Source organism: Pontibacter actiniarum, assembly GCF_003585765.1.
GTDB lineage: Bacteria > Bacteroidota > Bacteroidia > Cytophagales > Hymenobacteraceae > Pontibacter > Pontibacter actiniarum.
On sequence record NZ_CP021235.1, the window covers coordinates 938,917 to 960,005 of the forward strand.

16 protein-coding genes, 2 tRNA genes and 3 rRNA genes are annotated in these 21,089 nt (G+C 54.5%); 17 read left to right on the forward strand and 4 right to left on the reverse strand.

All coding sequences use genetic code 11. The features are described from left to right. Positions 1-115 precede the first annotated feature (115 nt). The 6 genes from CA264_RS04065 (at position 116) to CA264_RS04090 (ending at position 6,036) form a co-directional block, all read left to right on the forward strand. Positions 116-1,637: ribosomal RNA gene (locus CA264_RS04065) — 16S ribosomal RNA — on the forward strand. Between the two features lie 100 nt (positions 1,638-1,737). Next, a tRNA-Ile gene (locus CA264_RS04070) sits at positions 1,738-1,811 on the forward strand. Between the two features lie 13 nt (positions 1,812-1,824). Next, positions 1,825-1,898 (forward strand) — tRNA-Ala (locus CA264_RS04075). A 191-nt stretch (positions 1,899-2,089) separates the two neighbouring features. Continuing rightward, a 23S ribosomal RNA gene (locus CA264_RS04080) occupies positions 2,090-4,981 on the forward strand. Positions 4,982-5,071: 90 nt separating this feature from the next. Then, positions 5,072-5,183, forward strand: a 5S ribosomal RNA gene (gene rrf, locus CA264_RS04085). The 16S, 23S and 5S rRNA genes sit together here with 2 tRNA genes alongside, the layout of an rRNA operon. Before the next feature lie 352 nt (positions 5,184-5,535). Then, positions 5,536-6,036: an ankyrin repeat domain-containing protein gene (locus CA264_RS04090; protein ID WP_025604825.1), complete on the forward strand. Its 501-nt coding sequence runs from the start codon at positions 5,536-5,538 to the stop codon at positions 6,034-6,036. 37 nt (positions 6,037-6,073) lie between these two features. On the opposite strand, the gene CA264_RS04095 is transcribed toward CA264_RS04090, so the two are convergent. Together CA264_RS04095 and CA264_RS04100 are read right to left on the reverse strand one after the other, a co-directional pair. Beyond that, positions 6,074-8,176, reverse strand: a complete 2,103-nt coding sequence (locus tag CA264_RS04095) for a sensor histidine kinase (RefSeq protein WP_025604827.1) — start codon at positions 8,174-8,176, stop codon at positions 6,074-6,076. A 313-nt stretch (positions 8,177-8,489) separates the two neighbouring features. Beyond that, the gene (locus CA264_RS04100) at positions 8,490-9,506 is read right to left on the reverse strand and encodes an SDR family oxidoreductase (protein ID WP_025604829.1); all 1,017 of its coding nucleotides are present in this window, start codon (positions 9,504-9,506) and stop codon (positions 8,490-8,492) included. A 128-nt stretch (positions 9,507-9,634) separates the two neighbouring features. Here CA264_RS04100 and CA264_RS04105 point away from each other — a divergent pair. Both CA264_RS04105 and CA264_RS04110 read left to right on the forward strand, forming a co-directional pair. Then, positions 9,635-10,731 (forward strand): IS3 family transposase gene (locus tag CA264_RS04105; RefSeq protein WP_119570418.1). Its coding sequence is split into 2 segments (ribosomal slippage): positions 9,635-9,896 and positions 9,896-10,731, totalling 1,098 coding nucleotides; the frame shifts between segments, so codons are not numbered across the junction. A gap of 306 nt (positions 10,732-11,037) precedes the next feature. Then, the gene (locus CA264_RS04110; RefSeq protein ID WP_025604831.1) at positions 11,038-11,529 is read left to right on the forward strand and encodes a GAF domain-containing protein; all 492 of its coding nucleotides are present in this window, start codon (positions 11,038-11,040) and stop codon (positions 11,527-11,529) included. Positions 11,530-11,669: 140 nt separating this feature from the next. On the opposite strand, the gene CA264_RS04115 is transcribed toward CA264_RS04110, so the two are convergent. Together CA264_RS04115 and CA264_RS22055 are read right to left on the reverse strand one after the other, a co-directional pair. Then, the gene (locus tag CA264_RS04115) at positions 11,670-11,882 is read right to left on the reverse strand and encodes a Sec-independent protein translocase subunit TatA/TatB (protein WP_025604832.1); all 213 of its coding nucleotides are present in this window, start codon (positions 11,880-11,882) and stop codon (positions 11,670-11,672) included. Between the two features lie 313 nt (positions 11,883-12,195). Further along, positions 12,196-12,744 carry a Rho termination factor N-terminal domain-containing protein gene (locus CA264_RS22055; RefSeq protein ID WP_025604834.1) on the reverse strand — a complete coding sequence of 183 codons (549 nt, stop codon included), beginning with the start codon at positions 12,742-12,744 and terminating at the stop codon, positions 12,196-12,198. A 301-nt stretch (positions 12,745-13,045) separates the two neighbouring features. Here CA264_RS22055 and CA264_RS04125 point away from each other — a divergent pair, with 301 nt between their 5' ends. The 9 genes from CA264_RS04125 to CA264_RS04165 all read left to right on the forward strand — a co-directional run bounded on the left by CA264_RS04125 (position 13,046) and on the right by CA264_RS04165 (position 21,069). Next, on the forward strand, positions 13,046-14,812 hold the full coding sequence (locus tag CA264_RS04125) for a chloride channel protein (RefSeq protein WP_025604836.1): 1,767 nt from the start codon (positions 13,046-13,048) through the stop codon (positions 14,810-14,812). Between the two features lie 170 nt (positions 14,813-14,982). Continuing rightward, positions 14,983-15,918, forward strand: a complete 936-nt coding sequence (locus CA264_RS04130) for a hypothetical protein (RefSeq protein WP_025604838.1) — start codon at positions 14,983-14,985, stop codon at positions 15,916-15,918. Between the two features lie 335 nt (positions 15,919-16,253). Next, complete coding sequence (locus CA264_RS04135; RefSeq protein ID WP_157593636.1) at positions 16,254-16,505, forward strand: hypothetical protein; 252 nt, start codon at positions 16,254-16,256, stop codon at positions 16,503-16,505. Between the two features lie 188 nt (positions 16,506-16,693). Then, entirely contained in the window at positions 16,694-17,029 is a 336-nt protein-coding gene (locus CA264_RS04140; protein ID WP_025604842.1) for a hypothetical protein, read from the forward strand. Between the two features lie 935 nt (positions 17,030-17,964). Continuing rightward, positions 17,965-18,819: a TIGR02587 family membrane protein gene (locus CA264_RS04145; protein WP_025604844.1), complete on the forward strand. Its 855-nt coding sequence runs from the start codon at positions 17,965-17,967 to the stop codon at positions 18,817-18,819. 15 nt (positions 18,820-18,834) lie between these two features. Next, a complete protein-coding gene (locus CA264_RS04150; protein ID WP_036775430.1) occupies positions 18,835-19,248 on the forward strand; it encodes a hypothetical protein in 414 nt (137 codons plus the stop codon). A gap of 60 nt (positions 19,249-19,308) precedes the next feature. Next, positions 19,309-20,202, forward strand: a complete 894-nt coding sequence (locus CA264_RS04155) for a cyanophycinase (RefSeq protein ID WP_025604847.1) — start codon at positions 19,309-19,311, stop codon at positions 20,200-20,202. A 9-nt stretch (positions 20,203-20,211) separates the two neighbouring features. Further along, positions 20,212-20,610, forward strand: a complete 399-nt coding sequence (locus CA264_RS04160; protein WP_036775399.1) for a hypothetical protein — start codon at positions 20,212-20,214, stop codon at positions 20,608-20,610. Between the two features lie 171 nt (positions 20,611-20,781). Beyond that, the gene (locus tag CA264_RS04165) at positions 20,782-21,069 is read left to right on the forward strand and encodes a hypothetical protein (protein WP_025604851.1); all 288 of its coding nucleotides are present in this window, start codon (positions 20,782-20,784) and stop codon (positions 21,067-21,069) included. Positions 21,070-21,089: the final 20 nt, after the last annotated feature.

Sequence of the window (21,089 nt, forward strand, 5' to 3'; positions counted from 1 at the left end):
TGCTTGAGACAGAAATTAAGGTAAGACCTTGCGGCCCCCTCGGGGGCCAGACACAAGGGGAGCCGGGGTCGGACAGACACATTTTGCGGTTTTATGCCGCAGGAAGCATATTCTTACAATGGAGAGTTTGATCCTGGCTCAGGATGAACGCTAGCGGCAGGCCTAATACATGCAAGTCGAACGGATCAGGTTCCTTCGGGGACCTGGTTAGTGGCGCACGGGTGCGTAACGCGTATGCAACCTACCTTCCACAGGGGGATAGCCCGGAGAAATCCGGATTAATACCGCATGTGACCACGAGAGGGCATCCGACCGTGGTAAAAGCTTCGGCGGTGGAAGATGGGCATGCGTGCCATTAGCTAGATGGCGGGGTAACGGCCCACCATGGCTACGATGGCTAGGGGTTCTGAGAGGATGGTCCCCCACACTGGTACTGAGACACGGACCAGACTCCTACGGGAGGCAGCAGTAGGGAATATTGGGCAATGGCCGAGAGGCTGACCCAGCCATGCCGCGTGCAGGAAGAAGGCCTTCTGGGTTGTAAACTGCTTTTGTATGGGAAGAAAACGCCCCTGCGGGGGTAACTGACGGTACCATGCGAATAAGCACCGGCTAACTCCGTGCCAGCAGCCGCGGTAATACGGAGGGTGCAAGCGTTGTCCGGATTTATTGGGTTTAAAGGGTGCGTAGGCGGCCCGTTAAGTCAGCGGTGAAATCCCACGGCTCAACCGTGGAACTGCCGTTGATACTGGCGGGCTTGAGTTCGGTCGAGGCGGGCGGAACTGGCGGTGTAGCGGTGAAATGCTTAGATACCGCCAAGAACCCCGATTGCGTAGGCAGCTCGCTGGGCCGAAACTGACGCTGAGGCACGAAAGCGTGGGGAGCGAACAGGATTAGATACCCTGGTAGTCCACGCCGTAAACGATGATGACTCGATGTTGGCGATACACTGTCAGCGTCCAAGCGAAAGCGTTAAGTCATCCACCTGGGGAGTACGCCCGCAAGGGTGAAACTCAAAGGAATTGACGGGGGCCCGCACAAGCGGTGGAGCATGTGGTTTAATTCGATGATACGCGAGGAACCTTACCTAGGCTAGAATGCGCGTGACCGCTCCAGAGATGGAGCCTCCCTTCGGGGCACAAAGCAAGGTGCTGCATGGCCGTCGTCAGCTCGTGCCGTGAGGTGTTGGGTTAAGTCCCGCAACGAGCGCAACCCCTATCTTCAGTTGCCAGCACATCATGGTGGGGACTCTGGAGAGACTGCCTCCGCAAGGAGCGAGGAAGGCGGGGACGACGTCAGGTCATCATGGCCCTTACGCCTAGGGCTACACACGTGCTACAATGGCCGGTACAGAGGGTTGCCACCCAGCGATGGGGCGCCAATCTCAAAAAGCCGGTCTCAGTTCGGATCGGAGTCTGCAACTCGACTCCGTGAAGCCGGAATCGCTAGTAATCGCGTATCAGCAACGACGCGGTGAATACGTTCCCGGGCCTTGTACACACCGCCCGTCAAGCCATGGAAGTCAGGGAGACCTGAAGCCGGTGACCTCAAAGGAGCCGTCTAGGGTAAAACTGGTAACTGGGGCTAAGTCGTAACAAGGTAGCCGTACCGGAAGGTGCGGCTGGATCACCTCCTTTCTAGGGACGGCCCTCGGCTCCCCTAAGGCTTACGTTAACGTCTGTCTCGGCAATTGCTCAAAACTCACTTACTCGGGCGGCCAGGCCCGGCCAGAGAAGCGGGCTTGTAGCTCAGGTGGTTAGAGCGCTACACTGATAATGTAGAGGTCCGTGGTTCGAGTCCACGCAGGCCCACCGCGAATTACCTGGGGGATTAGCTCAGCTGGCTAGAGCGCCTGCTTTGCACGCAGGAGGTCAACGGTTCGACTCCGTTATTCTCCACACCGAGAGTAAACACAAGGCAGGAACGACAGGTTCTTGCTTCAGATTCAGGGAAAGTAGGGCTGCGGCCGCTACCTAGAACTGGAACACGTTCTTTGACATGATGGGAGAGAGACAAAAGAAATAGACTAGGCCCTAGCGATAGGGCCCTAGTGCGAGAGAGGCGGGCCGGCCCACGCTTGTGGGGCCGGCCGAAGACGCAGAGAAGGGCGCACGGGGGATGCCTAGGCTCTCAGAGGCGATGAAGGACGCGACAAGCTGCGATAAGCTTCGGGGATCGGCACATACGAGTTGATCCGAAGATTTCCGAATGGGGCAACCCAGTGTATTGAAGATACACTACCCTACGGGGGGCGAACCCGGGGAACTGAAACATCTAAGTACCCGGAGGAAGAGAAAACAACAGTGATTCCGCAAGTAGTGGCGAGCGAACGCGGATTAGCCCAAACCAGTGCTGTTACGGCAGCCCTGGGGTTGTAGGACCACGTCGTGGGACCAAGTATTGAAGCATAACAGGCTGGGAAGCCTGACCATAGGGGGTGATAGTCCCGTGTGCGTAAGCTGCTTGGCCCTAGTGGTATCCTGAGTAGGGCGGGACCGGAGAAATCCCGCCTGAATCCACCGGCACCATCCGGTAAGGCTAAATACTCCTGAGAGACCGATAGTGAACCAGTACCGTGAGGGAAAGGTGAAAAGCACCGTGAATAACGGGGTGAAACAGATCCTGAAACCGTGCGCTTACAAGCGGTCGGAGCCACTTCGTGTGGTGACGGCGTGCCTTTTGCATAATGAGCCTACGAGTTACTCCTCCCTGGCGAGGTTAAGTGTTTGAAAGCACGGAGCCGCAGCGAAAGCGAGTCTGAACAGGGCGCGCAGTCAGGGGGGGTAGACGCGAAACTTTGTGATCTACCCATGGGCAGGATGAAGGCTGGGTAAAACCAGTTGGAGGTCCGAACCAGTTTACGTTGAAAAGTATTTGGATGACCTGTGGGTAGGGGTGAAAGGCCAATCAAACTGAGAAATAGCTCGTACTCCCCGAAATGCCTTTAGGGGCAGCGTCGTGGTGGAGTCATATGGAGGTAGAGCTACCGATAGGACTAGGGGGAGTCACATCCTACCGAATCCTGACGAACTCCGAATGCCATTTGATATACACGGCAGTGAGGCCTGGGGTGCTAAGGTCCCAGGCCGAGAGGGAAAGAACCCAGACCGCCAGCTAAGGTCCCAAAGTCTGCGCTAAGTTGAACAAAGGGGGTCCAGTTGCCTAGACAGCCAGGAGGTTGGCTTGGAAGCAGCCATTCCTTTAAAGAGTGCGTAACAGCTCACTGGTCGAGCGACAGGGCATCGATAATAATCGGGCATCAAGCACAGCACCGAAGCTGCGGATTGTATTTATACACTGGTAGGGGAGCATTCCAAGGGCGACGAAGGCGTCCCGGCAAGGGGCGTTGGAGCGCTTGGAAAAGCAAATGTAGGCATAAGTAACGATAATGCGGGCGAGAAACCCGCACACCGAAAGACCAAGGTTTCCTGATCAACGCTAATCGGATCAGGGTTAGTCGGGTCCTAAGGCCGAGGCGAAAGCGCAGGTCGATGGACAACTGGTTAATATTCCAGTACCGGCACGTCATAGCGATGCGGTGACGGAGAAGTGAAAGGACGGCGCGCTGACGGAATAGCGCGTTTAAGGGCGTAGGTAGTAGGACGGTTGTGAAGTACGCCGACCTAGCTGAAACCCGAAAGTACTCCGCGGCCCCGGCCAAGGAGATCGTCCCTAATCAGGCTCCCTAGAAAACCCGCTAAGCGTTTAAATGGCTTGCCGCCCGTACCGCAAACCGACACAGGTGGTCGAGGAGAGAATCCTAAGGTGCTCGAGTGAATCACGGCCAAGGAACTCGGCAAAATGGCCCTGTAACTTCGGGAGAAGGGGCGCTTCCTGCTAGCAATAGCAGAAGCCGCAGTGAAAAGGCCCAGGCGACTGTTTAACAAAAACACATGGCTTTGCGAAATCGAGAGATGAAGTATAAGGCCTGACACCTGCCCGGTGCCGGAAGGTTAAGAGGGGGGGTTAGCCGTAAGGCGAAGCTCTGAATCGAAGCCCCGGTAAACGGCGGCCGTAACTATAACGGTCCTAAGGTAGCGAAATTCCTTGTCGGGTAAGTTCCGACCTGCACGAATGGTGTAACGATCTGGGCGCTGTCTCAGCCGTGAGCTCGGTGAAATTGTAGTCTCGGTGAAGATGCCGAGTACCCGCAACGGGACGGAAAGACCCCATGAACCTTTACTATAGCTTAGCATTGACGCTGGGTAACTCATGTGTAGGATAGGTTGGAGGCTTTGAAGCGGCGTCGCCAGGCGTCGTGGAGCCGTCCTTGAAATACAACCCTTGAGTTGCTTGGCGCCTAACCTTGTAAGACAGGGGACAGTGCTTGGTGGGTAGTTTGACTGGGGTGGTCGCCTCCAAAACAGTAACGGAGGCTTTCAAAGGTGCCCTCAGCACGCTTGGTAACCGTGCGCAGAGCGCAATAGCATAAGGGCGCTTGACTGTGAGGCCCACAAGCCGAGCAGGGCCGAAAGGCGGATATAGTGATCCGGTGGTTCCGCATGGAAGGGCCATCGCTCAAAGGATAAAAGGTACTCTGGGGATAACAGGCTGATCTCCCCCAAGAGCTCATATCGACGGGGAGGTTTGGCACCTCGATGTCGGCTCGTCACGTCCTGGGGCTGGAGAAGGTCCCAAGGGTTCGGCTGTTCGCCGATTAAAGTGGCACGCGAGCTGGGTTCAGAACGTCGTGAGACAGTTCGGTCCCTATCTGTTGTGGGCGTAGGAGATTTGAGGGGTCCTGACCTTAGTACGAGAGGACCGGGTTGGACGAGCCTCTGGTGGACCTGTTGTGGCGCCAGCCGCAGCGCAGGGTAGCTACGCTCGGACGGGATAAGCGCTGAAAGCATCTAAGCGCGAAACCCGCCCCAAGATGAGATCTCCCTTAAGGGCCGTCAAAGACGATGACGTCGATAGGCCGCAGGTGTAAAGCCAGGAATGGCAAAGCCGAGCGGTACTAATTGCCCGAGCGCGTCCGGTCAGCAGCACCGGCCCGCCGCTCTCGATTTTGTTTCTCCCCCACAAGTCATGTCATAAAGCATCCGGCACGCATAACAGCCGTGCGCAAGATAATGGTGGCTATGGCCCCGGTGAGCACCTCTTCCCATCCCGAACAGAGAAGTTAAGCCCGGGCGCGCCGATGGTACTGGGGTCACACCCGGGAGAGTAGGTGGCCGCCAACCCCAACAAAGAGCGCCCCCTCCGCAGCCGCGGAGCGGGGCGCTCCCTTTTTACCCCCGTCCCGAAACCGCACCACCCGCACCAGGCAGGGCCTGAAGGAGGAGCGGTGGCGCGTGCAGCAGCACAGCAAGCAGCCGCCAGAGCAACAAGCCCGTGGCAGAGAGCAAACGGAAACAAACACAAAGGCCCCGGCGCGAAAGAGCGCCGGGGCCTTTGCCTTTTTCAGGGCCGGACGGGTTAGCTGTTGATGAAGCGCGGGTGGATCAGGTTCTCCAGCTAAGAAGCGCACAAAGTACCACCTATTCTTCTTTTCCTACGTACGCATCTGTACGAATTAACCCTTACATAAGAACTATGACATTTCATTCGACAAGTGAGAAGCACCTTATTTTTGATGCAGCCCGAAAAGGCGATGTGGACTTTCTAAAGCAGAAGATACAGGAAGGAGCTGACCTGAGTGTCACGGACGGCAGGGGCTATACCCCAATGGTTATTGCAAGCTATAACGGTTACTTAGAGGCCACGCGTGTGTTGTTAGATGCAGGTGCAGATGTGAATGTGCAGGACAATGGCGGCAACACAGCCTTGATGGGAGTTTGTTTTCAAGGATATCCCGACATAGCTACCCTGTTGATAGAAAGAGGGGCAAACCTGGATGCGCAGAACGGGAACGGAGGCACTGCGCTTATGTTTGCCACTTTGTTCGGACGCAATGAGCTGGTTAAGCTGATGCTCGACGCCGGCGCTGACCACACCGTGAGAGATATTCGCGGCTTAACAGCCCTTGACCTGGCCTATCAGCAGGGGAATGAAGAGGCGAAGGCCTTGCTGTTGCCGTATGCGGAGCAGGCCTAAGCCAATAAGCTGCAAGTAAAGCAGGTGTGCCACCGTGCTAGCGCTTGAAATAAATGCTAAAGGTGGTGCCCTTGCCTACTTCACTGTGGATGCGAATGTAGCCACCGGCATTCTCGACAATCCTCTTTACGATATAAAGACCTATTCCTGACCCTTCCACATGATCGTGCAGGCGCTTGAACATTGAAAATACTTTTTTATAGTCGCTCTGCTCAATGCCGAGCCCATTATCTGTAACAGAAAGTACCAGGTGCTCCGGGGTGTTTACCGTTTTAACGGTAATGTGCGGCTTTCTTTCTGGTGACCTGTATTTAAGAGCGTTACTCAGGAGGTTGTATAAAATGCTTCTTATGTTCTTTGCAGAGAACCTTATGGTAGCAGCAGTGAGGTCTGTTTCCAGCTGTGCCTCAGATGCGGCAAGGGTAAGCTCAAACTCCTCCCGGAGTTCAGTCATCACCTCTTCCAGGTCTATGGCTGATACATCTTCGCTGCCTTCGCGTTGGATTTTAGCAACCTGCGTTAAGTCTGAAACCACCTTTTTGAACCTCTCCACAGAGCTTTCTATGTGCGTCAGCAACTGTTGTACTTCTTCAGAGGCTGATGCGTCGTGCGGCAGGTGCTCCTGCAGTGCGTGCACCAAGCCTTCGATGTTGTAGATAGGTGCTTTCAGGTCGTGGGAGGCGGAGTAGACAAAGTTATCCAGGTCTGCGTTGGTGGCTAGCAGTTCTCTGTTGATGCTTTCCATTTCCTGGCGTGCTTCTACCTGCTCGCTAATATCAATGGCAACAGCAATAATGCCGGTAATAAAGCCCTGTGCATCGCGTAGAGGGTGGTACACGAAGTTTAGATACACCTTTTCTGGTTTGCCGTTGCGCTCCAGTACCAGCGGTAACTCGTTTGCTACAAAAGGCACGCCCGTGTTCATGACACCATCCAGTAGTTCTTTAAAGCCCTGTTCTCCAGCCTCAGGTATGGCTTCGAGCACTGGCTTCCCTAGTATTTCCTCCTGGCTGATACGCCAGATCTCGCATACAGCAGGGTTTGCAATATCTACTATGTACTGCGGCCCGCGCAGCATCGTAATGCCAACGGGAGCCTGTTGGAAAATCTCGCTCAGGTACTCCTGCCGCCGAAGTAGCTCCTGTTTTGTCCGTATTCCTGTGATGGAGGTAGCTATCTGCCCGGCAACTAAGCTGTGAAAGCCCTTGTAAGCTTCATTATATTCCTGTTGCGGACTTAAGCCAGCCACAAAGAACCCGATTAACTGTTCATGGCCCGGCCTTAGTATAGGAAGTATAACCGCTTTTGCCGGCGTGCCTGGAAGCGACGGGTCAACAGAAGGGAGGGTTACGAGGGCTCTTTGACGCGTACGCTGTACCTGTGCGAGCGGGAAGGCAGCCTTTCGTTTTCGGAGATCTACAAGCTGTGGGGCAAACCCGGCTGGAACGGTGCCTGATTTACCCACCAGTTGCGCTTCTGTGTCTGTTCCGTTTATCAAATAGATCAGGCTAAACGGCAGGTCATGTTGATTCTGGGCAAGAACATGGCAGGCTGTCTGTCCGGCTTGCTCCAGTGTTTGTACTTGTAAGAGCGCGTCAGAAACATCGTTAAGCGTCTTTAGCCTTCTTTGTGCCAGTACATTGGTGGTTACCTCGCTGCAGGCGCAAAAAATACCCTCTACTTCTCCCGCATCGTTAAAGGCAGGGCTGTAGGAAAAGGTCCAGTAGGTTTCCTCAGCAAACCCTTTCCGTTCCAGAAACATCTGCAGGTTTTCTGCATAGAACTCATTGCCATGCTCCAGAATATCCTTTGTGATACCTCCAATCTGCTCCCATATTTCAGCCCACATATCCTGGGCTCTGGCGCCTAACGCCTTGGGGTGCTTTTTGCCTAAGGCCGGCAAGTAGGCATCGTTGTTAAACATGTATAACTCCTTTGTCCACCAGATAAACATGGGGAAGCCGGAGTTTAACATCAATCGTACATTGGCCTTCAGGCTTTGTGGCCAGTACGCAGGGTTGCCGAGCGGGTGTGAAGACCAGTCGTAGGTGCGCATAAGGGCTCCCATTTCGCCTCCTCCCCGGAAGATGCTCAGAGAGTCGCTGATAGGCTGGGAGTCAGGTTGTTGTGCTTGGGGCATTGATAGGAATGGTGAATAACGCAAAACCATACAAAGATGTTGCTAGCTTACAAGCTAAGCTAAACGAAATAGCGGGGTGAACAGTTGTTCCCAAAAGCAGCTTTTCCTGCTGTCAAAGACCAGGCAGGTAAGGCCACATGTATAGTTGCTTGGTAGGGCTAGTACCTGCTACCATGGTGCCCGGAACAGTCGTGCTGTACGCTACAGGCGCTACTGAAGAGGCTACAGAATAGAAAGCGCATAAAAAACAGCCTCCTCTCTCAAGTGCTGTATGAAAGAGGAGGCTGTCTTAATGGTGGTGATGATGCGAAAGCTAGTGCCGCTGGTTCCTGCGCTGCTTGCTCATCAGGGCGACGGCCGCTGCGCTGGCGGCTGCCACTACGGCACCGGTGATAGCAGGGTGCATCGAGGCGCGCGTGTAAAGGCTTGTTTTCATCACGTGCCCCTTATGGTTGCCGTGTACGTTTCCGTCTTGGCCGGGCTGGTGCAGTGACCCGTCGCGGTGCTGAGCCGGCTGGTCCAGCAACTGCATGTTGGTCATAAACTTCTTGTTTACCCAATCCGCCAGGCCTGGGGCATACTTGTTGAGGCTGCTCATCATTTTGGAGCCGCTACCTATAAAGAGCTCCCGCTCAGGGTGAGTGGCCGCGTGTAAAATTGCGTTGGCTACTTCTTCCGGCTCGTAGACAGGGGGTGGAAGGGTTAGCTCCTGGTCAGTATAATTCTTTGCGTGCTGAGGGTAGGGGGTATTAATACCCGCTGGCTTAATGAGAGTGACAGAAACCGGGGCATGGTCCTCCTCCAGCTCTACGCGTAGTGCGTCTGTGAAGCCTTTTACGGCATGCTTACTGGCAGAGTACATCCCCTGCAGGGGAATAGCGATGTCTGACAGCTCGCTGCCAAGGTTGATGATGGCACCTCCCCGGTTGCGCAGGTGCTGGGCCGCCAGCAGCGATCCGGACACAACGCCCCAGAAGTTTGTATCAAACAGGCGTCGGCTGTCTTCTTCGCTTACATCGGCCAGTTTTCCGTAAATGGAGACGCCAGCATCGTTTATCCAGGTATCAAAACCGCCGAAGCGGTCCACGGCTGCATCGGCTAGGCGCTGCATGTCCTGGCGGCGACCTACGTCAGCCACTACATGTATAACCTCGGCTCCATCGTTGCGGAGCTCCTGTTCTATTTCTGCCAGTGCCTCCTTGTTGCGTGAGGCCAGTACGAGTTTTGCCCCCTTTTTTGCCGCAGCACGGGCCGTTGCCAGCCCTATACCGCTGGAGGCACCGGTGATTACGATAACCTGCTCGCGAAGGGGTTTAAGTGAAATTGCCATAATGTTAAGTTTGTTTTTTGCTGTGTTACAATGTGTCCTGTCATTCATACGCAATTCATGTTGTCAGCTCCCCTGCAAATAGAACTGTTTTGAAGTAGAGAAAAACCTCTAACTTTGAACAGTTACTTATGAAGAGAAAAACATTTACCCCACAGCAAATCGCCAAAATCCTCAAGGAGTTCGAGGCAGGCAAGAGTGCGGCAGAGATCAGCCGTGAGCATGGCGTGAGCCAGGCAGCCTTCTACAAGTGGCGCCAGCGCTACAATGGCATGGACGCCACCGAGCTCAAGCGCCTGAAGGAGCTGGAGGAGGAGAACCGCCGCCTCAAGGCCATGTACGCCGAGCTGGCGCTGGACCTGAAAGTAGCAAAGGAGATAATCGAAAAAAAGCTTTAGCGCCCTGCCAGAAGCGACAGATAGCTCAGGAAGTGGCCTCTTTGCCGGAGGTAGGCATCAGCAGGGCGTGCCGTGTGCTCAAACTGAGCAAGTGCGTCTACTACTACAAGAGCAAAAAGGACGACTCGGCCGTGGAAGCGGCGCTGCGGCAGAAGGCCGAGCAGCACCCGCGGGAGGGCTTCTGGAAAGCCTACCACCGGCTGCGCAGGGAAGGCAAGCCCTGGAACCATAAGAGGATGCACCGGGTCTACAAGAACATCGGGCTGAGTATCAGGAGGAAAGCCAAGAAGCGGCTGCCCGAGCGGGTAAAGGAGCCGCTGCAGGTGCCTGAGGAGGCGAACCACACCTGGTCGGTTGACTTTATGAGCGATGCCCTGGCCAACGGAAGGAAATTCCGCTCTTTTCACGTGATGGACGACTATAACCGGGAGGCCTTGCACATCGAGGTGGACTTCTCCTTGAAGAGCAATCGGGTGGTGTGGGTGCTGAATCACCTGATAAGGAGAAGGGAGAAGCCAAAGCGCATCCGGATGGACAACGGGCCGGAGTTCGTTGCCTCGCTGACGGAGGAGTGGAGCCGGGTGCAGGGCATTGAGTTCGTCTACATCCAGCCGGGCAAGCCGACGCAGAATGCCTTCATTGAGCGCTTCAACGGCACCTTCAGGGAGCATGTGCTGGATGCGCACCTGTTCGACTCGCTGGACCAGGTCCGGCAGATAGCCCAGAGTTGGCTGGAGGACTACAACCACCTCCGCCCCCATGACAGCCTGCAAGGGATGAGCCCGGTGGAGTACGCCAGGGCAAACGCGCAGGGCGTTCACAGTGGATAACCCTCTCAGGTTACCCACAATGAACACCCATAGCAGTGGTAGCAGAAGTGAATTTAAGTTTGTTGAAAATTCTACTCCAAGGCAGTTCTAAAGTTGGGGAGCCGACAATGTCTCAACAAGTTAGGCTGGGCAGAAGAAATGCGATGAATGACCGGAGCCCGGTTGTGAAAGCAGAGCTGACAGAGGCCGCGTTGGAACTGCCGCAGTTACCGGGTTTTGCAGGGGCAGGGGCAAAACGCAACTTTACAAGGTGTTTCTACGCTATGTAGGTTTTAATCACAGTTTACCTTCACCCAAAGATCAAACATGCAAGCTACTTCTGCATCCATCCTTTCCTCGTTACAGAACAGCGAGGCGCCTATTGCGTGGCAACAGTTGCTCACAGACGTTATAACAGCTTTTAACTGCTCTACCGGTACCATCCATACGCTCGACAAGGGGTCGCAGCTGCTAAGCCTGCAGGCGCATAAAGGCATTCCGCCCTTTCTGTTGCCCAAGATGGAGGCCATACCGATAGGCAAGGGCATGGCAGGCATAGCTGCACAGCGCAGAGCGCCTGTAGAAATGTGTAACCTGCAAACGGATGAGTCGGGGGTTGCCCGGCCCGCCGCAAAGGAAACGCGGGTAGAGGGCTCTATCGCCGTGCCGATGCTGCTGGACGGGGAACTGTACGGCACACTGGGCATCGCTAAGCCCATGCCGTATGATTTTACCGAAGACGAAAAAAGAGATTTACTGAAGATAGGAGAGGAAATGAGCCGCCACCTGCGTGCGGGTTCTGTACAGCCGACTCCATAACAGCATCATTGGTAGCCCGGAAAGGCTTCTGTAAACTAAAGTAAACAGGCAGCGCCACCGCGAAAATATTTTCGCGGTGGCGCTGCCTGTTTACTTTTAGATAAGCTGGTGTAGCTTAGTAAAATCCGTTTTGTTTGCTGCTATGGCTTGGGGTGCTGCTTTTCCTTTTCTGAGTCCTCCAAATCCCGTGCTACCTCGGTGGTGGCATCCTTAAACTCGCGTATGCCACGGCCTAAGCCCCGCGCCAGTTCCGGGATTTTCTTGGCGCCGAACAAAAGCAGGATAGCTACAATAATCAAAAAAAGCTCCATACCCCCGAGCCCCAAAAACAACAATATCGTATTGGCTTCCATAATCATGCGTAAAATAGTTCATGCTGATTTTCAGCACTGTTTGTAGTATAGCCTACGCACCCCTGTAGGAAAGGGTGCACAATAGCAGGAAGGTTGGCAAGAGAGCTGTTGTTTTCCCTGGAAACAGCGCTGGTATAACACCTGGCGGCACGGTAAAAGGAAGCGCTGCTGCAGCAAGGGGCAGACTTATGGGCTACGTAGGCAGGGCAGGCGGTGCGCTTTGGAAAGGCTTTGGCGCGAAGCCTCCTTTCAAGAAGCTACTTACGGTGTTTCAATTTTAAAGCTTCGTGCAGGTGGGGCACAGAGGCAGAGGTTACTTCAGGTGCTTCTTGAGCTCTTGCTTGTCCATTTTGGAGCGGCCCCGGATATCCTGTTTCTTTGCCTTTTCATAGAGCTCCTCCTTCGTCATGTCCGACAGGTCCTGCTTACTTCCATCGGAGCCGCTGTCTTGCTCACCTTGATGGTACTGCTTCTCACTGCCTTTGTCGCCGGAGCCTTTCACGTGGTACTCTACTTTATCGGCCTTTAGCCTGTCATCGGTCGGGATAGCCTTCTTTTTACCGTCGCTTGTGGTGGGAAGGCCCTGTGGCAAAACAAACTCCTTATACTTGGTTTTGGTATCCTTGAGAAACAAATGCGGCATGTCCTTAAACTCCGGGTCATCCTCGAAGTCGGCCAGGTAGTATTTGCCTTCGTCCACGGTCTTGTCCTTCTCATGGTCTGAGTCTGACTTTACGAGAATATGCCCCTGGCTTGTCTCCACAACCGCGTACCATTCGTTCTTGTCCAGTGTCAGGATCTGGTGGCCTTCGGTGGTCTTAAACAGTTCGTAATGTCCTTCCTTCTTCAGTTTTCCGTGCATAGCTGCTTTCGTTTTACGTACAGAGTGCCTGCCATTTTTGTACGGCCCCTGCAGGCATGTGGTTAAGAGGCGCAGCCGGTGCAGTAAGAGAGCCTCCGCGGCAGTGGCTAAGTATAAATGCCGGCAAATAAGAGGACTGCTAGTGTTTACATCGCATTTGTTTATATTTCTATGATGAAAACGCGTAGTAAACCTAAGCGGTAGGGCGGGCCGGAAGTACAGTTCTTGCTGGTCAGGTGGCAAAACTTCTTAGGCAGGCGCTATTGCGGTAACTAAACCAGACAAAGACGGGCATACATACATGAGCAGGCTGAACCGATACCAACTGGCCTTTTTTAAATGGCGGAGGCGACAGAGCAACAACCGCATTATGCCTTTCGTGTTGAGCGTGGTGGTGGGGCTGGTGGTGGGGCTGGCAGCCATCCTGATCAAAACCATTATCTTCTACATAGAGCAGTATGCCGTGTACTTTGCGCCGCAGCTGCTTTATTTCCTGTTGCCGCTGGTCGGCTTTCTGATCGTAACAATCCTTAACCACAGTGTTTTCCGGAAGATAGCGTACTTCAGCGGCACCCGGCATGTTATTGAGTCCATCGAGAAGAATGCTTCCATCATCAAGTTCCGGCTTATCTACTCCAAGTTCATCACCACCGGGCTCACCATCGGCTTCGGGGGAAGCTCGGGCGTAGAGGCCGCCATTATTACCAGCGGGGCGGCTGTCGGCTCCAACGTGGGGCGCTTTCTGGGGCTGGGCTACCGGTTGCGCACGCTGCTGATCGGCTGTGGGGTGGCGGCAGGTATATCGGCGGTGTACAACGCACCGATGGGCGGCTTCATTTTCGCACTGGAGACGATACTGCCGGAGTTTACACCCACGCTGCTGATTCCGCTTTTGGTGGCGGCGGCGGCCGGAAAGATCCTGTTTGAGTTTATCATGGGCCAGCACCTGCGCTTCGAGGTGCCGCTAACCGACTTTGCCTACGAGCAGATCCCGCTGGTGGTGCTGCTGGGGGTGCTGGGCATGCTGATGTCGGGCTACCTGCTCAAAACCTACAGTTACTGCGCCCTGTACTTCTCCCGGATCAAGAGCCCCTATCTGCGGGCACTGGTGGGGGGGCTTGCCCTGGGGAGCATCATTTTTATACTTCCGCCCATGTATGGGGAGGGCTATGTAAGTATAAACGCCCTCCTCAACTCCGAGGAGCAGTCGCTGCTGGTAAACTCTCCGTTTGCCGCACTGCCGCGCACAGTTTGGCTCAACCTGATCTTTATCCTGCTGGTTACGATGGTGAAGCCGATCAGCACCGGTATCTGCGTGAACTCGGGAGGGGAGGGCGGCTACTTCGCGCCCTCGCTAATCACCGGCGGGTTCATGGGCTTCCTTTACTATAAGCTGGTCATGCTGGCCTTTCCTTTAGCGGACCTTAACCCCGCCACGTTTATGTTCCTGGGCATGGCAAGCGTGTTTGCCTGTGTCATGAACGCGCCGGTTACAGCTATCTTCCTGGTGGCTGAGATCACCCAAAGCTATCAGCTGTTTGTACCCCTAATGCTGGTGTGCGCCGTGTCTTACTTCCTGAAGTACTATGTGGAGAACCTGCGCCGGAGCGTAGAGCAGCCGAAGGGGCAGGGGAAAGCCTTTCGCGTAGACAGGATTCTGCTGAACCAGCTGAGCATAAAGCAGCTGGTGGAGGAGGATGACACGCCCGTACGGGAGGAGGCCACCTTCCGCACGGTACTGGAGAATTTCTCCACCTCCCAGAAAGACGTGCTGCAGGTGCTGGATACGCAGGGAAACCTGAAAGGCGTGATTACCCTCAACGACATCCGCAAGGAACTGAGCGACATCTCCAACTATGACACAAAGTTTGCGAAAGACCTGATGCAGCCGCCAAGCGTTACCGTGGATATAGAGGAGCCCGCCGCCGATGTGCTGGATAAGTTCGACAAGTATAAACTGTGGTCGCTGCCCGTGGTGCGGCATGGCAAGTTTAAGGGCTTCGTCTCCAAAAGCAGGCTCCTGACGCAGTACCGCAACGAGCTGACACGCGTAAACAGGTTCTTCTAACATAGCGGCGCGCTGCTCAGCAATTAAATGTAGGCTGCCTGTGCTGTTGCCTTTGCCAGTGCGGCTAGCCGTGTGCGTAGAACCAGCCCGCACAAGATGCAGTATACCTGCTTGCAATAGGAAGTAAGAGGCTCAACCAGAGCTAACGCTTCGAACAACACAGAAGATATATGCGCTTAATCACTGTAAAGGCCCCGGAGGGGCAAGGGAAGAACATTACGGAGGTAGCATTTAAGGCTGGTGCCGACCAGGTGTCGGTGCAACAGGCAAAACAGCACACCCCTGACCGGCAGGTCATTACGCTGGATGTGGTAGAGGTAGAGACGGCTACACCCAAGGCCAAGGCGCTGATTGAGGCCATGATGGTGGCGCCTTTCTATGACCCGAAGTCGTTCTCCTTTACCATCCGGCACCCGGAGTCGGTATTTGCTTCGGCTCCCCCTTCCAAGGAAACGTATCCTATCACCAGGCCCAGCACCGATGTGTATGAAGAGCTCTGGCAGTTTGTGCAGGTAACCATAAGCCTTGTGGGGCGGGTGTTTCTTTCTTCTGTTTTACTGGCCTACGGAATGGTGGAGGGCATGCTGCCCCTGATCATCGCCGGCCTGCTCTTTTTGCCTTATCACCACCACATGCTGGCCGTTGGGCTGGGGGCGAGCCTGAAGGAGTGGCGGTTTTTGAGGCAGGGCCTGCTGGCGCTGCTGGTCTCAACGGCAATGATTTACCTGGCCGCCGTGTGTGTGGCCTTTTTTACAGAGCCACCGATCGACTTTCATGAGTTTGGTTCGCCTCTATCGGGGTTTGTGCTCTCCTGCGTCATTGGGGCGGCGGCGGCGCTGGGCTCCATTGATGATGCGGGCCGGAGGGAGCTGGTAGGCCTTGCCGCGACGGCCCACATTTCCATCTATCCGGCCTGGTTCGGGCTCCAAACCGTTTTCGGCTTTTCAGATACTGGTAAGGCAGGAGAGTACCTGCTGAACTTCGGCATTAATATCACCTCCCTCACCCTGGCTGCGGGTATCACTTTTGCCCTTATGGGCATGCGTGGGGATGGCATCCGGCGTTTTATCAACCGCGAAAAGAGTGGCAACGCAGAGCTGCAGTAAGTGCGGCGCAGGCGGCTGGGCAGGCGGTTGCTTAGCTATATGTACAAATGCCAACCACAGGGCTACTACCCAGAAAAGCGGGGTAAACAAAGGCTTTGTCTTGTTTCGTTGAAAAACAGGAGGAAAACAGTGCAATAATTCCGGGCCTAACGTATAACTGTATAGAAGGTTGTAGCAAACAGAGTTTCTGCAGCTACAGCACAGCAGTAGCTGCACAGGTTTGCATTCAGAGGCTAAAAAGAAAGCACAGGCCGAGGCGACACCAAGCCTAAACGCGAAGGCACTGCAAAGCCATTGTAACTGTGGCCAGTGAGAAAACGATAAACCCTATAGATATGGCAACAGCAAAAGCTTTAAAGCAAAAGGCACCTGCGGCAGGAAGGGACAGCGCTGTAGCTGCGCCTCACCTGGAGCAGTGGAACGAAGCAGGGGCAAAACCGAGTGGCTGCATGCGCGGCAACGATAAGCCGGCAAACAACGGAAGCGCATCGGCAGGAATTTACCCGGTGCATGAGGAGCCGGCTCCCGAGCAAATGTCTTATAAAGACTTCATCGGCCTGAACTACGGTTATAAAACCAGTCGTTGAACCCAGTCATTTGCCGCAGCATTCACGTATGCATAAGGCAAGCTGGCCCGGGCATCTTTAGTAGGTAAGTATAAAACACGTAGCGCCAGTAGAGACAACTGGCGCTTTTATTTTGTGTTGCTTCCGGTGAGGCGCGGTGTCCGGCACCACTGCAAATAAGTATAAATAAACCTTAAAGAACTACGTTGATGGAAGATAAAGTTGAACTGACCCCGATGGTAAGCGTGCTGAAGGACCTGCGCGCAGAAGGCTACACCCTTGATTTTAAAGTGACCCCAGATGGCCGCCTCTCCACGATGGATGAGAAGGAATACTATGGGCCTGATGAGGTGCAGATCGTTAACTTTTACCGGTTCGAGGGAGAAAGCTCTCCTGATGATATGGCTATCCTGTACGTGCTCGAGACACGCTCTGGCGCAAAAGGAACCATATCCGACGCCTACGGCCCCTATGCCGACGAAAGCCTGGAGAACTTTATGAAGCAGGTGAAGGACCTGGGCAAGAACCTGGATAAGCGGATATAGCAGGTAGCCAGTTGCATCGGTTGCTGTGTCGTACTCTATGGCATAGGGAGGAGCTTTGATGGCAGGCCGGTTGACCACTAACACAAAAAGCGCCCGGGCTTACCACCAGGTAAAAGTCTGCCTCGGAGAAAGCATTTGCGCAGGTGCCGGTTTTCTACTTAAGAGATGCCGGGGTTATACGTAGCCCTGTGCGTGAAGTATGCAAACAGCCAAACGGGAGATACTCTTAAGTGTAAACGCACATCTATTCGCAGGCTGCGGCGTTAAAAGAAATAGCTCCGGCATTGGGCACTTACAGTACGAATGTACGTAACAGCAGGCGCCGGAACAGTGAGAGGGGAGTTGCCATACCTAAACGGGTGCTGAGGATGGCTTCTCCCTTTTCCTTTTTGATTCTGGTAAGCCAGCCCGGGCAGCCTCAACGGGTTTAAACGGCGAGAGTTCCAACAGCTGGAAGCGCCTGCTGAAAATGGAGCTAAAGCAAGGCAAATACGAGCACGGATTCATCAGGACCCTTGTCAAAGCTTGTGCAAAAGCGGGAGCATCCTCTATAGCGGTATTATCCATTTTAAATAGTGAGTATCTGACGAGGAACACGACAGCCAGGGAGACGGGAGCAAGTCCGGTATGTGGTGCTTTGGAGACCTCTGGAAAGCTATTTAAACCAAAGAAGGTAAGGTATAGAGCTGTGCCTGGGCTGCGTTGGGCAAGTGCCGCTTAGGTAGAACAGCGCGAGCAACCGCCCCATATTTAGCTACACGTAAACAAATATTCGTATTCGGCAGTATGCACATTATCGCTTTAGCTGCTGGAAAAGGTGCAATACCAGCCCCTCTTCCAGCTGTCAAGGATAGCGAGCGACAGCCAGGAGCGTCTGCGTAAAGATCAGAGGCAAATCTGCTGCAGTACCTGTAGCACAACGAAGGTTTTATGTTATGAGCGAAACCGAAAATGGAAGGAGAGTTTCACAATCACTTAAAGAGTATGCCCGCGGTATAGCCGGGGGGTTGCTCTTCAGCTTTCCGCTGCTCTACACCATGGAGGTATGGTGGGCCGGCTTTATTGCCGAGCCGCTGGACCTGCTGGTGCTGATGGTCGTTACGTACCTGCTGCTGCTTGGCTATAACCGCTTTGCCGGTATGCACCCGGATGCCTCCTGGCAGAACGTGTTTATCGACTCCGTGGAGGAAATGGGGATCGGGCTGCTGATTTCTTTTGGCGTGCTCCTGATGCTGAACCGTATCGAACTGGCTCATATGTCTATGGATGAGATTATGGGCAAAGTGGTGATTGAGGCGATGGCTGTTTCTATCGGGGTTTCCATTGGTACGGCGCAGCTCGGTGCCAGCCAGGAGGTGAAAAAGGACGACAGGAAAGCGCGCCAGGAAAACAACCGCAACTCCAAAGTAGCCTTGTCTGTGCTGGGGCTTTGCGGGGCCCTGGTGGTGGGGGGCAACGTGGCACCCACCGAAGAGATCCTGATGCTCGGGGTAGAGGCGCAGCCGGGGCACTTGCTGATGATGGCCATCTTCTCGCTGCTCCAGAGCGTGGTGGTGGTGTTCTTCAGCAACTTCAGGGGCACGGCCAGCATGTCTCCAAACGGTCTGCTTTTCAATATGGCCTTCGACACGTGCATGAGTTACCTTATTGCACTGGCTGTATCGGCCTTTGTGCTGTGGTTCTTTGGCCGGTTCGACGGGGTAAGCTTTTGGGTGGGTTTTGCGCAGGTGATTGTGCTGGGGGTGCTTGCCTCCCTCGGGGCCTCGGCTGGCCGCCTTCTGATAAAATAGATGCAACAAAAAAATATGGACAGGAAGCAAGATCAGGAAACAGCCAACGCGGACAAGAAAAACTGGCTGGAGTGGGCGGTGTTCGGCATCAGCCTGACACTGGTATTGGCTATACTTGCTTACCTGGGGTACATGACCTATGTGCACAAGCCGACGCCACCCGACCTGGTTGTGGAGGTAAAGCCAGACCCCTCGGCTCACTCTCCGCACCGCTACCATGTGCTGCTCCTGAACAAGGGCGGCGCCACCGCCGAAGAAGTGCTGGTAGAGGTGGCGCTGATGCAGGGGGGCAAGGAGGTGGAGAAAGGGCAGTTGCAGATCCCTTTTGCCCCACAGGACTCTAAGAAGGAGGGCTGGGTCGCTTTCTCCAGCAAGCCCAGCCAGGCAGACAGTGTGTTAACACGGGTAGTTAGCTACAAAAAGCCCTGATACGCTTATAGTGGATCTCTCATTTTATACTATACTTTAACACGCATACAGAACTTTGAAATGGCAAAGAATCAAGTATCTGACCGGCATAAGCACCACAAAGAGGCTCCCGTACCGAAGGGCCGGCTGCTGGCAATAGGCGGCCACGAGAGCAAAGGCAACGGCGATAAAAGTGAGGAGCAGGAGCGCAACCAGGATTTTGAGAGTGAGGAGATCCTGAAGTTCTTCGTCTCTAAGCTGAAAGGCAGCAACCCAACCGTGGCTCTTGTACCAACGGCATCCTCCATACCCGACAAGATGGTGGCAGAGTATAAGAAAGTGTTTAAAGAGCTAGGGATTGATAACCTGGAAGTGCTGGATATCCGCAGCCGCAGCGATGCAGCTGAGGAAAGTCACCTGCAGGTAGTAGAGAAAGCAGCCGGGATCTTCTTTTCGGGGGGCAGCCAGCTCAAGCTGACTTCTATCCTGGGCGGCACAAGGCTGCTCCAACTCATGAAGGAGCGCTATACCTACGAAGACATACTTGTGGCCGGCACCAGCGCAGGGGCTATGGCCCTGTCCACCCCCATGATTTATGAGGCGATGACGCAGGGCGGCTACATCAAAGGCGATGTCCGGGTTACCACCGGGCTGGAGTTCATGAAAAACGTAGCCTTCGATACGCACTTCATCCAGCGGGGGCGGCTGGTACGAATGGCCCAGTGCATCGTGACCAACCCCGGCTGTATAGGTATTGGCCTGGAGGAGGACACAGCCGTGTACGTGACCGAGGGAAGGGAGATGGAGGTGCTTGGAAGCGGGCTGATAACAGTGGTGGACGGCATGGGAATGGACTGCACCGACATCTACAAAATAACGACGGGGGAACCCTTTTCTGTCCGAAGCCTGCGCATTCACCTACTCTCAAGCGGTGAGAAGTACACCGTGCCTACGTTTGATCAACTGCACATTTAACCTGTACCTGTGGCGGTGTCCTATAAACCGAGTGGCAGTATAGTGGCAGTGCTGCAGAGCCTGTTCTGGCTCCTGACGGGCGTCTGGCCCTTTGTGCACCTGCCGAGCTTTCTGTGGGTGACCGGACCCAAAGAGGACATCTGGTTGCTCTACACGGTAAGTGTGCTAATTGTAGCCATAGGTGGCACCTTGCTTATGGCAGGCTTGCGGAAACAAGTAACCCGGGAGGTAAAAGGCCTCGGAATTGCCGGTGCAGCAGGCCTGGCCGGCATTGATGTTTACTACGCGTTTAACGATGTGATATGGGACGTGTACCTGTTGGATGCCGTGGCGGAGTCTGCCTTAATTATACTTTGGCTTTGGGCCGGAAGCAAGGAAATAAAAGAAGTGAGGAGCGGAAAGGAGTAAACACCATCAACGGAAAACAAACCAACGCAACAGCCGGATACGAAACTGAAGACGAGGCACTACCCGAAGATCATGGAGCTGCTGCAAGAGGAGGAGCCGGTGCTGAACGCTACCGCCATGCACCGGCGGAGTGTTTCTGTCAACCTGTGACAGGAGTACCTAACGCTGCCGATGCACCCTAGCCTGGTTTCCAGTGCAGATGGGGAGCTGGAGCAGGTGCTGTTTACCATTCCCGCTTACGTCGTTCGGGGCAAAGGCAACCCGCTTTGGAAGGCAATAACACACCTCCTTCGCCAGCTGCCCGATTACACCGACTACACCGCCATCTACATTCTGGCTCATGAGTCCGTAGAAGGTCCTTGGCAGCAGTGGTTGGAGCAGCAGGGGCTGATGCCGCGCAAGACCCTGCAGACGCTCCCGGACGCTCCCGGACGCGGTCGAGGTGACGGTTTGGGCTGAAGATGCCTTTGCGCTGGTGC

What these genes read in the sequence shown, in the direction of transcription:
- CA264_RS04090 (WP_025604825.1), top strand. Translation starts at nt 5,536, where the DNA reads ATGACATTTCATTCGACAAGTGAGAAGCACCTTATTTTTGATGCAGCC.
- CA264_RS04095 (WP_025604827.1), bottom strand. Translation starts at nt 8,176, where the DNA reads ATGCCCCAAGCACAACAACCTGACTCCCAGCCTATCAGCGACTCTCTG.
- CA264_RS04100 (WP_025604829.1), bottom strand. Translation starts at nt 9,506, where the DNA reads ATGGCAATTTCACTTAAACCCCTTCGCGAGCAGGTTATCGTAATCACC.
- CA264_RS04110 (WP_025604831.1), top strand. Translation starts at nt 11,038, where the DNA reads ATGCAAGCTACTTCTGCATCCATCCTTTCCTCGTTACAGAACAGCGAG.
- CA264_RS04115 (WP_025604832.1), bottom strand. Translation starts at nt 11,882, where the DNA reads ATGGAAGCCAATACGATATTGTTGTTTTTGGGGCTCGGGGGTATGGAG.
- CA264_RS22055 (WP_025604834.1), bottom strand. Translation starts at nt 12,744, where the DNA reads ATGCACGGAAAACTGAAGAAGGAAGGACATTACGAACTGTTTAAGACC.
- CA264_RS04125 (WP_025604836.1), top strand. Translation starts at nt 13,046, where the DNA reads ATGAGCAGGCTGAACCGATACCAACTGGCCTTTTTTAAATGGCGGAGG.
- CA264_RS04130 (WP_025604838.1), top strand. Translation starts at nt 14,983, where the DNA reads ATGCGCTTAATCACTGTAAAGGCCCCGGAGGGGCAAGGGAAGAACATT.
- CA264_RS04135 (WP_157593636.1), top strand. Translation starts at nt 16,254, where the DNA reads ATGGCAACAGCAAAAGCTTTAAAGCAAAAGGCACCTGCGGCAGGAAGG.
- CA264_RS04140 (WP_025604842.1), top strand. Translation starts at nt 16,694, where the DNA reads ATGGAAGATAAAGTTGAACTGACCCCGATGGTAAGCGTGCTGAAGGAC.
- CA264_RS04145 (WP_025604844.1), top strand. Translation starts at nt 17,965, where the DNA reads ATGAGCGAAACCGAAAATGGAAGGAGAGTTTCACAATCACTTAAAGAG.
- CA264_RS04150 (WP_036775430.1), top strand. Translation starts at nt 18,835, where the DNA reads ATGGACAGGAAGCAAGATCAGGAAACAGCCAACGCGGACAAGAAAAAC.
- CA264_RS04155 (WP_025604847.1), top strand. Translation starts at nt 19,309, where the DNA reads ATGGCAAAGAATCAAGTATCTGACCGGCATAAGCACCACAAAGAGGCT.
- CA264_RS04165 (WP_025604851.1), top strand. Translation starts at nt 20,782, where the DNA reads ATGCACCCTAGCCTGGTTTCCAGTGCAGATGGGGAGCTGGAGCAGGTG.